Annotated in this window: 9 protein-coding genes and 3 tRNA genes; 6 read left to right on the plus strand and 6 right to left on the minus strand. The window is 70.5% G+C overall.

The annotated features are described in order from the left end of the window. Positions 1–97: 97 nt before the first annotated feature. A complete protein-coding gene (locus KKZ08_RS18495; protein WP_223775515.1) occupies positions 98–2,410 on the minus strand; it encodes a DEAD/DEAH box helicase in 2,313 nt (770 codons plus the stop codon). Between the two features lie 592 nt (positions 2,411–3,002). Here KKZ08_RS18495 and KKZ08_RS18500 point away from each other — a divergent pair. Then, positions 3,003–3,203, plus strand: a complete 201-nt coding sequence (locus KKZ08_RS18500) for a hypothetical protein (RefSeq protein ID WP_223775516.1) — start codon at positions 3,003–3,005, stop codon at positions 3,201–3,203. Positions 3,204–3,299: 96 nt separating this feature from the next. Here the strand turns inward: KKZ08_RS18500 and KKZ08_RS18505 are convergent, their stop codons facing one another. Beyond that, positions 3,300–3,650 carry a metallopeptidase family protein gene (locus KKZ08_RS18505; RefSeq protein ID WP_223775517.1) on the minus strand — a complete coding sequence of 117 codons (351 nt, stop codon included), beginning with the start codon at positions 3,648–3,650 and terminating at the stop codon, positions 3,300–3,302. Positions 3,651–3,721: 71 nt separating this feature from the next. On the opposite strand from KKZ08_RS18505, the gene KKZ08_RS18510 reads away from it, so the two are divergent. From KKZ08_RS18510 to KKZ08_RS18525, 4 genes are all read left to right on the plus strand, one after another. Then, positions 3,722–5,251, plus strand: coding sequence for a metallophosphoesterase (locus KKZ08_RS18510; protein WP_223775518.1), 1,530 nt, complete (start codon positions 3,722–3,724; stop codon positions 5,249–5,251). A gap of 80 nt (positions 5,252–5,331) precedes the next feature. Continuing rightward, a tRNA-Glu gene (locus KKZ08_RS18515) sits at positions 5,332–5,404 on the plus strand. A gap of 39 nt (positions 5,405–5,443) precedes the next feature. Beyond that, a tRNA-Asp gene (locus tag KKZ08_RS18520) sits at positions 5,444–5,518 on the plus strand. Positions 5,519–5,542: 24 nt separating this feature from the next. Beyond that, positions 5,543–5,616, plus strand: a tRNA-Phe gene (locus KKZ08_RS18525). 756 nt (positions 5,617–6,372) lie between these two features. Here the strand turns inward: KKZ08_RS18525 and KKZ08_RS18530 are convergent. From KKZ08_RS18530 to KKZ08_RS18545, 4 genes are all read right to left on the minus strand, one after another. Next, on the minus strand, positions 6,373–7,485 hold the full coding sequence (locus tag KKZ08_RS18530; RefSeq protein WP_223775519.1) for an ABC transporter permease: 1,113 nt from the start codon (positions 7,483–7,485) through the stop codon (positions 6,373–6,375). 33 nt (positions 7,486–7,518) lie between these two features. After that, entirely contained in the window at positions 7,519–8,376 is an 858-nt protein-coding gene (locus KKZ08_RS18535) for a cytochrome c biogenesis CcdA family protein (RefSeq protein WP_223775520.1), read from the minus strand. Continuing rightward, entirely contained in the window at positions 8,373–9,158 is a 786-nt protein-coding gene (locus tag KKZ08_RS18540; RefSeq protein WP_223775521.1) for a DsbA family protein, read from the minus strand. Before KKZ08_RS18540 ends, KKZ08_RS18535 begins: the two co-directional genes overlap by 4 nt. A gap of 142 nt (positions 9,159–9,300) precedes the next feature. After that, positions 9,301–9,660 (minus strand): hypothetical protein, encoded by a 360-nt coding sequence (locus KKZ08_RS18545; RefSeq protein ID WP_223775522.1) that lies wholly within the window; start codon positions 9,658–9,660, stop codon positions 9,301–9,303. 83 nt (positions 9,661–9,743) lie between these two features. Here KKZ08_RS18545 and hrpA point away from each other — a divergent pair, with 83 nt between their 5' ends. Continuing rightward, on the plus strand, positions 9,744–13,748 hold the full coding sequence (gene hrpA / locus KKZ08_RS18550; RefSeq protein WP_223775523.1) for an ATP-dependent RNA helicase HrpA: 4,005 nt from the start codon (positions 9,744–9,746) through the stop codon (positions 13,746–13,748). Positions 13,749–13,842: the final 94 nt, after the last annotated feature.

Genomic DNA, 13,842 nt, shown 5'->3' on the forward strand with positions numbered 1-13,842 from the left:
TGCCCCTCCCCAAAGTTCCCTGATCGTACATTCGCCCCCGGACAGGCCAGTGGCCCCCACCCGGATCGGGTGGGGGCCACTGGTTCACTGCTGGGACTCAGCCGTTGCGCTTCCAGCGCGGCTTGTCGTCACGGCGGCCGAAGGAGCCGGTGCCGGTGCCGGAGCGGTCGCGGTTGTACGCGGGACGCTCGTGGCCACCGGAGCGGAAGCCGCCGGAGGGACGGTCGTCGCGACGGTCACGGTTGAACGGACGGTCGCTGCCGCGGTGACCACCGGAGGGGCGGTCGTCACGGCGGAAGCCGCCACGGTCGCCACCACGGGTGTCGTCACGACGGTCGCGGTTGAAGCCGCCACCCGACGGACGGTCGTCACGACGGAAGCCACCACGGTCACCGCCACGGCTGTCGCCACCACGGTCACGGTTGAAGCCGCCACCCGACGGACGGTCGTCGCGACGGAAGCCACCACGGTCGTCACGACGGTCGCGGTTGAAGCCGCCGCCCGAGGGACGGTCGTCGCGACGGAAGCCGCCACGGTCACCGCCACCACGGTTGTCGTCCCGGCGGAAGCCGCCACGGTCGCCACCGCGGTCGTCACGACGGTCACGGTTGAAGCCGCCACCCGACGGACGGTCGTCGCGACGGAAGCCACCGCGGTCACCGCCACGGCTGTCGTCACGGTTGAAGCCGCCACGGTCGCCACGGCGGTCACGCTCGTAGTTGCCGCGCTCATCACGCTGCGGACGGCGGTTCTCGTACGAGGAGGAGCGCTCCTCGCGGACCGGGCGCTCGGCGGTCGGCTGCTCGGGGACCGACACGACGGCGGCCTCCACGACGGCCTCGGCCGCGGCGGCGGCCTCGGCGACGGCGGCCTCCGGGTCCTCACCGCGCTCGCGGGCGGCACGCGCGGTGAGGCGGTCGGCCTCCTCGCGCAGCTCGGCGGCGCGGCGCTGCGCGCGCTCCAACTCCTTGGTGAGCTCCTTGACCTCACGCTCGGCCTGGGCCGCGGCGTTGCCCGCGGAGTCGGCCTGCACCTCGGTCATCGAGCGGGCGCCGGTGATCTCGGCGACCTCCGGGTCGAAGGTGCCGCCGCCGTTGATGATGTGGCGCGTGGCGTCGACGCCCGCGTCCTCCATCAGGCGGAAGATCTGGCGGCGCTGGTGCGGCAGGGAGAGGGAGACGACCGTGCCGCTGCGACCCGCACGGGCCGTACGGCCGGAGCGGTGCAGGTAGTCCTTGTGGTCACCGGCCGGGTCCACGTTCAGGACCAGGTCGATGCCGTCGACGTGGATGCCGCGGGCGGCGACGTCGGTGGCGACGAGGGCGTTGACGTAGCCCTTCTTGAAGTCTTCGAGGACGCGGGTACGGGCGCCCTGCGTCATGCCGCCGTGCAGCGCGTCGGCCTTCACACCGGAGTCGCAGAGCTGCTCGGCGATGCGGTCGGCGCCCAGCTGGGTGCGGACGAAGATGATCGTGCGGCCCTTGCGCGCGGCGATGGCGGCCGTGACGGGCGCCTTGTCGCGGGGCTTCACGATCAGGATGTGGTGCGTCATGGTCGTGACGTTGCCCTGGGCGCTGTCGACCTCGTGCGTCACCGGGTTGGTCAGGTAGCGCTTGACCAGCGTGGAGATCTCGTTCTCCATCGTGGCCGAGAACAGCATGCGCTGGCCGCCGGACGGAACCTGGTCGAGCAGCTCGGTGACCTCGGGCAGGAAGCCCAGGTCGGACATCTGGTCGGCCTCGTCGAGGACGGCGATCTGGGTGTTCTCCAGGGAGCAGGCGCCGCGGCTGATGATGTCGCGCAGACGGCCCGGCGTGGCGACGAGGATGTCGACACCGCGCTCCAGGGCGTAGATCTGGTTGCCCATGGACGTACCGCCGCAGACGACCTTCATCTTCAGGCCGAGGACGTCGCCGTAGGGCTGGAGGGCGTCCGCGACCTGCATCGCGAGCTCACGGGTCGGGGTGAGGATGACGCCGCGGGGCTTCTTCTTCTCGGTGCGGCCGCCCTCGGCGAGGGTCGCCAGCATCGGCAGACCGAAGGAGAGGGTCTTGCCGGAGCCGGTGCGGCCACGGCCGAGGATGTCCTTGCCGGCCAGGGCGTCCGGGATGGTCGCGGCCTGGATCGGGAAGGGCGTGGTCACGCCGTTCTGCGCGAGCTTGCGGACGATGCCCTCGGGCAGACCGAGGTCCGCGAAGGTCATCTCGGGCTCGGCGTCGGCGTCGACCTGGGCCTCGACGGCGTCACTGTCACCGGCGACCTCGACGGCTTCGGCGGCTTCGACGGCCTCAGCGCTCTCGACAACCTCAACGACCTCAACCGTCTCGGGAACCTCGACGATCACGTTCTGGTTCTCGCTCTGGTTCTGGTTCTCGGGCAGGACGGCGTGGTCAGAACTGAAAATGGACATGCGAAATGCGAAACCTTCCGGAGTCTCGGCACGCGCCCGTCAACTCCGTGATTTCGCAATGGACCGCCTCGATGCGGTCAGCCACGGCAAGGGAGAGTACGCGCCACGCGGCGCTCTTCTGTGTCGGCGCCGGGCAAATGGGATCAAACGATCTACCACCATACGCACCCCCCACCCCATATGGCAAACGGCCCCTCTCAAACAGCCTCCCACCTGCGCATACGCGATTGCCCGCACCGCCGACGAGCTCCCCACGACAGTTACCGCGGCCCCGCCTCGGGAGACGGCTCGCGCTCCTCGGCGTCCGCGTTCCGGCGCTGGAGCTGCGCGCCCTGCCCCGGCCCGTCGTGCTCCGAGGAGGAGGGCTCCGGGGTGGTCGGGACGGGCGTCGGGGTCGACGAGGGCTTCGTCGGGCCTCTTCGTCGGCTTCGGGGTGGCCGCGGGCGGCGCCTCCTCGGCGGACTCCGACGCCTCCCCACCCCCGGGGGCCGAGTCGTCGCCCCCGGAGGCGCCGCCGCCCTTGCCCTTGCCTTTGCCCTTGCGCTTGGCCTTGCCCTTCTCGCGGCCCTGCCCGCGCTCACCGCCGGACGCGATGTCGCCGCTCCGGGCCACCGGCCTGCCGTCGGACACGGCGGACCCGCCGCCGTCCCTCGCGGAGCGCCCGGGCCGCGGCCCGTCCCCGTCGTCACCGATGCTCATGCAGCCCGCGGTCGCCGCGACGGCCACCGCGACCGCGGCCCAACGGACGGGAACGTACAACTGGCGCACGACCGAGCACCTCCTGAGGCGCTGAGAATGGGGACGCCCTGTCCAACTCCCGCGGCACGCAAGAGGACACGGACTCACCCGCGCCCGCACCGGCCCCGCACCCGCGGCCGGGCGCTCTCGCTCACCCGTACCCGAGCGCGTGCAGCCGGGCGTCGTCGATCCCGAAGTGATGGGCCACCTCGTGCACGACGGTGATCTCCGTCTCGGCGACCACGTCCTCACGCGAATCACACATCCGGAGCGTGGGGCCCCGGTAGATGGTGATGCGGTCCGGCAGGACACCCGCGTACCACTCGCCCCGGTCGGTCAGCGGCGTCCCTTCGTAGAGCCCGAGCAAGTCGGGATCCTCGGCGGGCGGCTCGTCCTCGACGAAGACGGCCACGTTGTCCATCAACCGCGTCAATTCAGGCGGAATCCGGTCAAGAGCCTCGCCGACCAGTTCCTCGAACTCCTCACGCGTCATCTCCAGCACTCCCCCATTGTCGGCCACGCCGTCAGCGGCGTCCCGGCATACCTCCCGCCGCAACTGGGCATACGGGACCAATGGCTCGCGACGTCACGGTCGTTCCCCAAGGCGTACGAAGAGCGGTCCGCGCCCTCACGGGCCACTACCGCGCCCGCCGCACCCACCCCGTCAGCGAACTGGTCAGCCCCCCGCACCCCTACGCCCGCGCCCTCGGCCTGATCACCGTCGTCCTGCTCGGCGCCTGGCTCGGCCTGCTGATCGTCGGCAGCGTGCGCGCGCCCGTCGGCCCGATGGACACCCGCATGACGCTCCGCCCCTCCGTCTCCGGCGGCACGAAGATCAACGTCTCCCCGCTCGGCGCCCTGGAACTGCGCTCCCACACCGCCCCCATCCGCCTCGACGTGGACGTGGACCGCCTCGACCCGGTGCGCTCCCAGGCCCTGGTCGACCACCCCGAGCGACTCGCGGGGCTCCAGGACGAGGTCGCACGTGACGTCGGCCACGGCACGCTCGACCTGGCCGTACGCTCCTGCGTCGCCGTCGTCTCGGGCGCGACCGCACTCGGCCTCGCGGTCTACCGCCGCCCGCGCCGCGCGCTCGCGGCGGGCGGCCTGGCCCTCGCCCTCCTCGCGGCCTCGGGCACGGCGGCGTACGCCACCTGGAACCCCAAGTCCGTCCTGGAACCGAAGTTCTCCGGCCTGCTCAGCAGCGCGCCGTCGGTCGTCGGCGACGCCCGCAGCATCGTCAGCGAATTCGACGTCTACCAGCAGGAGTTGGCCCGCCTGGTCACCAACGTGACCAAGCTGTACGACGTCACCTCCACGCTCCCCGCGTACCAGCCGGACCCCACGACCATGCGGGTCCTGCACGTCTCCGACATCCACCTCAACCCGGCGAGCTGGAAGATCATCGCTTCCCTCGTCGAGCAGTACGGCATCAACGTCATCGTCGACTCCGGCGACACCATGGACCACGGCAGCGCGGCCGAGAACCCCTTCCTCGACCCCATCGAGGACCTCGGCGCCCCTTACGTATGGGTACGCGGCAACCACGACTCGCTCACCACCCAGCGCTACCTGGAGCGCTTCAAGAACGTCCACGTGCTCGACGACGGCAAGGCGGAGACCGTCGCCGGCCTGCGCTTCGCCGGGATCGGCGACCCGCAGTACACCCCCGACCGCTCCGTGAAGCCCGACGGCGACTCCGTCCACCACATGGCCGGCATACGGCTCGCCTCGGCCCTGCGCGCCGAGCGGGCGGCCGGCACCCCGGTCGACGTGGCGATCGCGCACAACCCGACGACGGCGCGCGAGACGGACGGCGAGGTGCCGCTGGTCCTCGCGGGCCACGTCCACCGCCAGCGGATGGAGGTCATGGACGGGGGCACGCGGCTGCGCGTCGAGGGGTCGACGGGCGGCAGCGGGCTGCGGGCGGTCGAGGGCAAGTACCCCGATCCGGTCGAGGCCTCCGTGCTCTACCTGGACCGTACGAGCAAGCGGCTACAGGCCTGGGACGAGATCCGGCTGGGCGGTCTCGGCCTGACGAAGGCGGAGGTCAGCCGCCATCTCCCCAAGGAGAACCAGCCCGGGGCACGGCCCAGCCGATAACCGTTTTGGCGATACCTCTTCGCATCCCATATGCTTCTCACGTCCCCGACGCGCTGCAAAGCGCCCAGGCGGGCCTCTTAGCCCTCATCGTCTAGTGGCCCAGGACGCCGCCCTTTCAAGGCGGTAGCACGGGTTCGAATCCCGTTGGGGGCACGCAACACCTTGTGCGAGACTAGTGCTCGCACAATGCTTGGTCCTGTGGAGCAGTTTGGAGTGCTCGCCACCCTGTCAAGGTGGAGGCCGCGGGTTCAAATCCCGTCAGGACCGCTTGCGATTCCACGCGGATCGCGTGGCTGGGTAGCTCAGTTGGTACGAGCGATCGCCTGAAAAGCGATAGGTCGCCGGTTCGATCCCGGCCCCAGCCACTTCCCGAAGGCCCCGTCCCCTGGACGGGGCCTTCGTCGTCCCCCGGACGGTCACGCCCGCCTGTCCGCACCCGGCGGCATCCCCTACCCCGCCGCTCCGCGCCGGATGTCTCCCCCCACCCGCCCGTTACTCGGCATCGAGATGGCGGGCGGGGCAGGGGCGGGCGGGGTGCCCGTGACCCGGCGTCGAGATGGCGGGGTGGGGGCGGGCCGGGTGTCCGTGACCCGGCATCGAGGTGGCGGGGGTGGGGGCGGGCGAGGATGCCCGTGACCCCGCATCGAGACGGCAAGGCGGGGACAGGCGGAGAGGCCCGTCACTCAACGTCGAAACGTCGAAGTAGGGGCGGGCGGGGGTGCCCGTGACGTGACCCGGCATCGAGGTGGCAGGTGGGGGCAGGCAGGGGTGTCCGTGACCCCGCGTCGAGATGGCCAGGTGAGGGCAGGCGGAGAGGCCCGTCACTCAACGTCGAAACCCTCGAAGCAGGGGCGAGACCTCAAGGCAGGAGCGGGCGGGGACGCCCACTACCCGGCAGCGAAACACCGATGACGCGGGACAGACAGGAAGCAGCGACGGCCCGCAGGCGCCCGCGCGCCCGAGGGGACGTGGGGGTATGTGCGCGCGGAGCACAGTGGTGGTCATGAGGGGGCCGAAGCAGCAAATCGCCCGCGCCAAGATGGCGAGCACGGACATACCCCCGCGGCCCCGCCCCCAAGCCGCACCCCAGGCGACCACCACGGCCCCACACACCCTCGCCCCTACGCCCCATGCGCCGCGTGCGCCGCACCCACCCCCCGCCCACCCGGATGCCGATGCCGCCACACCCAGAACACCGCCGAGGAAACCAGCGCCCACCCCCCAAGCACCAGGAACGGAAACGCGTGCTGGTGACCGCCGAAGTACACCGCCGTGTGCTGCGCGTTGACCGACGCCCCCGGCGGCAACCACTGCCCGATGTGCCCCAGCACCGACGGAAGCAGCGGCCACGACACCGCACCCCCGGACGACGGATTCCCGAGGAGCACCATCAGCCCCCACGTCGGCAGCATCGCCCACCGCCCGAACAACGTGTTGAACATCGTGAAGACCATCCCCGACGCGAACATCGTCAGCGCCAGGATCAGCCACGACTCCACGAACGGCAGCCGCACCGCCCCCAGCCACCAGTCGACGACCGCCGCGATGACAAAGGCCCCCAGCAGCGCGTACATCGCCGTGAACGCGATGCGCTCCGCCGGATTCAGCCCCCGCGCGTGCACGCTCAGCTGAATCGCCCCCACGAACCCGATGATCACCGCGGCCAGCGAGATGTAGAAGATGGCGAGCCCCCGGGGATCACCCTCCTGCAACGGCTTGATGTCCTTCACCACGACCGGGACCCCCACCCGCTCGCCCACCTTCGGCGCGGTCTCCGCGAGAACCTGCGCGACGGACGCCCCGGACGCCCCCGAGACGTCCATCGTGACCTTCTTGTCCTCACCACCGCCCACCTCGACGATCGCGAAGACCTTCTGCTCCTCCACGTCCCGCCGCGCCGCGGCCACGCTGTCGTACCGCCGCACTTCCAGCGAAGCGTTCAGCGCCTTCTCCATGCCGCCGAGGAACGCCTTGCCGTGCGCGGCGTCCGGCGTACCGACGACCGCCGTGGGGACATGGTGCGGAGTCGGGTTCGCCATCGAGTACGTGTACGAGCCGGCGAAGAGCCCCGCGGCGGCGGCCAGGATGAACACCAGCACGAGGGCAGGCAGGAACGGCGACCGCTTGAAGGCGGCCCACCGCTCCCCAGGTGTCGGAACCCGGCCGTGCGCGCCATGCGCGCCATGCGCACCGTGCGGATGCTGACTCTGCTCTCCCGACTCATGATCAGACATACGAACACGCTAAACCACGCATACGCAGCCTTCTCACTCAGAGAAAGGCAACTCCGACGAAGCGGACTCACTCCTCCTCCGCCGCCACCCCCGCACCGAGAGAGCACCCCCCACCAACACCACGACCCCCACCAGCAACACGGAATCCGGCACGGCCCTGCCAACCCCCCCGGCCCACTGCTCCACCGCGAACGAATCGTCCACGTCCAAGAGCCCCGGCAGCGCGGTGGTCCCGTCGTAGGCGAGGAAAAGCGCCCCGAGCGCGACGAAGAACAACCCCGAGAGCAGCGACGTCGTATGCAGCTCGAACCGCCCGAGCCGGAAGGCCCGCCCGCGCAGCCACCTCCGCCGCCCCAGATCGAACCGCTCCCAGAGCAGCGCGAGCAGGAAGAGCGGCACGGCCATGCCGAGCGCGTAGACGGCGAGCAGCAGCCCGCCGTACACAGGGCTCCCGCTCACCGCCGCGACCGTCAGCACGCTGCCGAGGATCGGCCCCGCGCAGAACCCGGCGAGGCCGTACACGGCCCCCAGCGCGTACACCGAGAAGGCGGTGGTCGGACGGATCCGCCCCGACAGCTCCGCCATCCTCCGTGAGGCGAAGCCCATCCCCACGACCTGGAGCACGCCGAGCCCGATGATCAGCCACCCGGCGACGAGCACCAGCTGGTCACGGTGGCCGAAGAAGAACCGCCCGGCGTAGGACCCGGCGGCGCCCAGCGGGACCAGGGTGGTGGCGAGCCCGGCGTAGAAGATGCCGGTCCGCGCGACGAGCCGCGAGGTCGAGTCGATCGAGTACGCGAAGAAGGCGGGCAGCAGCAGCGCGCTGCATGGACTGACCAGAGCGAGCAGTCCGCCCAGAAACGCGGCGAAGTACCCCACATCGGCGGTCACTCGGAAGCCCCCTGACCGCCTGCCTGCCCGGCCCCCTTACCGCCCGCCTGCCCCGCCGCCGCCTCGATCGCCTGCCGGAACACCTCGTCCGGCTGGGCGCCCGAGATGGGCCGCCCGTTGACCAGGAAGGACGGCGTGGAGGTGGCGCCGAGGCCGTACGCCTCCTCTTGGTCCTTCTTCACGGCGGCCCCGGCCGCGTCGCTTTCCGCGTCGGAGACGAACCGCCCGACGTCCTTGACCCCGGCCTCCTTCGCCAGCTCCTTCAGCCGGTCCTCGCCGAAGCCCTTCTCCTTGGCCCCCTCGGCGTACGCGGCCTGGTGGAACTGCCAGAAGCGCCCCTGCTTCCCGGCCGCCCACGCGCCGCGCGCGGCCCGCTCGGAGTCCGCGCCGAAGATGGGGAAGTTGCGCCATTCGATGCGCAGGACGCCCTTGTCCACGTACTTCTTCACGAGACCGGGCTCGGTGTCGCGGGCGAACTTCCCGCAGAAGCCGCACTTGAAGTCGGCGTACTCGATCATCACGACGGGCGCGTCCACGCGGCCCTGCGCGAGGGGGTCCCTGGCGTCGCGCCGGGCGAGCTTCTCCAGCTCGGGGTGGACACCGGCCCGCTGCTCGGCGGAGGGCTCGGCGCCGGCGGCCGCGTCCTTCCGGGCGGTGCCCGGGGAGTCGGCGGAGTCGGCGGGCTTGGTCGCCGTGTAGGAGGCGACACCGAGCAGCGCGGCGGCGACGGCGACGCCCGCGCCGATCGCGATGTTCTTCCTCTTGTTGTTGCTCTGCGGCATCAGAAGGTTCTCTCTGTTCCTGTACGCACACGTGCTGTTCCTGTACGCATACGTGCTGTTCGTGTCCGCGTACGTGCTGTTCCCGTATGCGTACGTGCTGTTCCTGTACGTGATGGAGAAGGGCCCTGGGGGGACAGGGCCTCTACACCCGCAGGACAGAGAGATCCACAGGAGAAGGCGGCACGAGCGGCGGCGGCCCCCGCACCGGCGTCAGCTCAAGGACCGCCTGGTCGACGGCCCAGGCACCGGACGCCCCGTGGGCCTCGTACAGCGCGGGCAGCAACTCGGACGCGGAGCTGGAACGCGCCGGAGCGGCAGGCGCCTGCCCGGCGTCCCGCTGACCGCCCTTGCCGCAGCCGGGCCCGGCGGGCCGCTCCGCCACGTGCGCCGCCGTGGTGACCGGCGCCGCGGCCTTGGCCACCGCAGGCCCGCAGAACCCCCCGAGCACGACGAGCAGCACCGCCACCAAGGGGCACCACGCCGTACGCACTCGGGTCAACATGCCCGGAATCGTACGTGCCGGGCCGCCCCGCCGGAGAAATCGGTTCGCCACTGCCGAGCGGCGGGTGAGATCCTGGACGGCGTATGTCTACGCAGCCCGCCCTCACCCTCGACACCCTCGCCCCCCGCCTGTCCGAGCTCTCGCTGCGCGATGAGCACCGGATCGGCCGCCGGCTGGAGGGTGCGCGCCGGATCCGCAAACCCGAGGCCCGCGCCGCAGTCCTCGCCGAGATCGCGGCGGACGTGGAGAAGGCCGAGGCGCGGATGGCCGAGCGCCGCTCCCGCGTGCCCGCGATCACGTATCCCGAGCAGCTCCCGGTCAGCCAGAAGAAGGACGACATCGCCGACGCGATACGCGACCACCAGGTCGTGATCGTCGCGGGCGAGACCGGTTCCGGCAAGACCACGCAGATCCCCAAGATCTGCCTGGAGCTCGGCCGGGGCGTGCGCGGCATGATCGGCCACACGCAGCCCCGCCGCATCGCGGCCCGTACGGTCGCCGAGCGCGTGGCCGAGGAGATGGACACCCCGCTCGGCGAGGCCGTCGGCTGGAAGGTCCGCTTCACCGACCAGGTGAACCCGGACGGCACCTTCATCAAACTGATGACGGACGGCATCCTGCTGGCCGAGATCCAGACGGACCGCGAGCTGCGCGCGTACGACACGATCATCATCGACGAGGCCCACGAGCGGTCCCTCAACATCGACTTCCTGCTCGGCTATCTGGCCCAGCTGCTGCCCAGGCGCCCCGACCTGAAGGTCGTCATCACCTCGGCGACCATCGACCCCGAGCGCTTCTCACGGCACTTCGGGGACGCGCCGATCGTGGAGGTCTCCGGGCGCACCTTCCCCGTCGAGGTGCGTTACCGCCCCCTCCTCGAAGAGGACTCCGACGACTCCGACCGGGACCAGATCACCGCGATCACCGACGCCGTCGAGGAGCTCCAGGCCGAGGGCAAGGGCGACATCCTCGTCTTCCTCTCCGGAGAGCGCGAGATCCGCGACACCGCGGACGCGCTGAACAAGAAGAACTACCGGTTCACCGAGGTCCTGCCGCTCTACGCCCGCCTCTCGCACGCCGAGCAGCACCGCGTCTTCCAGCAGCACACCGGCAGAAGAATCGTCCTGGCCACCAACGTCGCCGAGACGTCCCTGACCGTCCCCGGCATCAAGTACGTGATCGACCCGGGCACGGCCCGCATCTCCCGCTACAGCCACCGTACGAAGGTGCAGCGGCTGCCCATCGAGGCGATCAGCCAGGCCAGCGCCAACCAGCGCAAGGGCCGCTGCGGACGTACGTCGGACGGCATCTGCATCCGCCTGTACAGCGAGGACGACTTCCTCTCGCGCCCCGAGTTCACGGACGCGGAGATCCTCCGTACGAACCTCGCCTCCGTCATCCTCCAGATGACCGCGGCCGGTCTCGGCGACATCGAGAAGTTCCCGTTCATCGACCCGCCGGACCACCGCAACATCCGCGACGGCGTCCAGCTCCTCCAGGAGCTCGGCGCGCTGGACCCCACCCAGAAGGACCCCAAGAAGCGGCTGACCCAGCAGGGCCGCAAGCTGGCCCAGCTGCCGGTGGACCCGCGGCTCGCCCGCATGGTCCTGGAGGCCGACAAGAACGGCTGCGTGCGCGAGGTCATGGTGATCGCGGCGGCGCTCTCCATCCAGGACCCGCGCGAGCGCCCGGCGGAGAAGCAGGCGCAGGCCGACCAGCAGCACGCCCGCTTCAAGGACGAGACGAGCGACTTCCTCGCGTACCTGAACCTGTGGCGGTACGTCCGCGAGCAGCAGAAGGAGCGCGGCTCGTCGTCGTTCCGCCGGATGTGCAAGGCGGAGTACCTCAACTTCCTGCGCATTCGCGAATGGCAGGACATCTATACGCAGCTGCGTACGGTCGCCAAGCAGATGGGCATCCACCTCAACGAGGAAGACGCCCCCGAGCAGCACGTCCACATCTCCCTCCTCGCCGGCCTCCTCTCCCACATCGGGCTGAAGGACGTGAAGGACTCCAAGGAGAACAGGGACGGCAAGGACGGCAAGGACCCCAAGCAGCGCGGCGGGCGGGGCGAGTACATCGGCGCCCGCAACGCCAAGTTCGCGATCTTCCCCGGCTCCGCGCTCTTCAAGAAGCCCCCGCGCTTCATCATGTCGGCCGAGCTGGTGGAGACCTCCCGCCTGTGGGCGCGTGTCAACGCGAAGATCGAGCCCGAGTGGGTCGAGCCGCTCGCGCAGCACCTCCTCAAGCGCACGTACAGCGAGCCGCACTGGGAGAAGGACCAGGCGGCGGTGGTGGCGACCGAGAAGGTCACGCTGTACGGCGTCCCGATCGTCACCGACCGCAAGGTGAACTACGGCCGCATCGACCCCGAGGTCTCCCGCGACCTGTTCATCCGCAACGCCCTCGTCGAGGGCGACTGGCGTACGCACCACAAGTTCTTCGCCGCCAACCGCAAGCTGCTCACGGAGGTCGAGGAGCTGGAGCACCGCGCCCGGCGCCGCGACATCCTCGTCGACGACGAGACGCTCTTCGACTTCTACGACCAGCGGGTCCCCCAAGAGGTCGTCTCCGGAGCGCACTTCGACTCGTGGTGGAAGAAGAAGCAGCGGGAAGAGCCCGAACTGCTCGACTTCGAGCGGTCGATGCTCATCAACGAGAAGGCGGGGGACGTCTCCAAGGACGACTACCCCGACTCGTGGCGCCAGGGTCCGCTGAAGTTCAAGGTGACGTACCAGTTCGAGCCGGGCGCGGACGCGGACGGCGTCACGGTCCACATCCCGCTCCAGGTGCTGAACCAGGTCACGGACGAGGGCTTCGACTGGCAGATCCCGGGTCTGCGCGAGGACGTGGTCGTCGAGCTGATCCGCTCCCTGCCCAAGCCGATCCGCCGGAACTACGTCCCGGCGCCGAATTTCGCGAAGGCGTTCCTGGAGCGGGCGGTTCCGTTGCAGGAGCCGCTGCACGTCACGCTGGCGCGCGAGCTCCAGCGGATGGTGGGCGTGCCGGTCACGCCCGACGACTTCGATCTGACGCGCGTACCGGACCACTTGAAGATCACGTTCCGGATCACCGACGAGCGGCGCAAGAAGCTCGCCGAGGACAAGGACCTGGAGGCCCTGAAGCTCCAGCTCCGCCCGAAGGCCCGCAAGGCGCTCTCCCAGGCCGCCGCCGCGACCGCCGAGCGGACGGGCGGCTCGGCGGTCGAGCGGACGGGCCTCACGGACTGGACCATCGGCACGCTCAGCCGCGTCTTCGAGACCCGCAGGGCGGGACAGCCCGTGAAGGCGTACCCGGCCCTGGTGGACGACGGAGGGCCCGGGGCGGACACGGTCTCCGTACGCCTCTTCGACACCGAGGCCGAGCAGCGGCAGGCGATGTGGAAGGGCACCCGCCGGCTCATCCTGCGCAACATCCCGGTCAACCCCGGAAAGTTCGCCTCGGACAAGCTGACGAACCAGCAGAAGCTCGCCCTGTCCGCGAATCCGCACGGCTCCATGCAGGCGCTCTTCGACGACTGCGCGATGGCCGCGGCGGACAAGCTGATCGCGGACTTCGGCGGGCCCGCCTGGGACGAGGAGTCGTACCGCAAGCTCTTCGACAAGGTGCGTGCGGAGATCGTCGACACGACCGTGCGGGTCGTCGGACAGGTGCAGCAGGTCCTCGCCGCCTGGCAGGCCTGTGAGCGGCGCCTGAAGTCGGTGAGGAGCCCGGTGCTCCTCGCCAATCTGGCGGACGTGCGGGAGCAGTTGGACTCCCTGATCAAGCCGGGCTTCGTGACGGAGACGGGCCTGGAGCGCCTGCCGGACCTGATGCGGTACATGGTGGCCGCCGACCGCCGCCTCCAGCAGATGCCGACCAACGTCCAGCGGGACACCTCGCGCATGGAGAAGGTCCACGAGATGCGGGACGAGTACCTGTGGCTTCTGGAGCAGCTGCCGCAAGGACGTCCCGTGCCCCGGGAGGTGCTGGACATCCGCTGGATGATCGAGGAGCTGCGCGTCAGCTACTTCGCGCACGCGCTGGGCACGGCGTACCCCGTCTCGGACAAGCGGATCGTGAAGGCCATCGACGCGGCCGCGCCGTGACCGGCAGGGCACGCAGGGTGAGTTCGACCGCCGGGCCTGCGCTGCTGTAGAGTCTCGTCTCGCAGCACAACGGAGCAACACGTGCCGCGAGCAA

The sequence above is a fragment of the Streptomyces sp. 135 genome (genome assembly GCF_020026305.1).
Classification (GTDB): Bacteria; Actinomycetota; Actinomycetes; order Streptomycetales; family Streptomycetaceae; genus Streptomyces.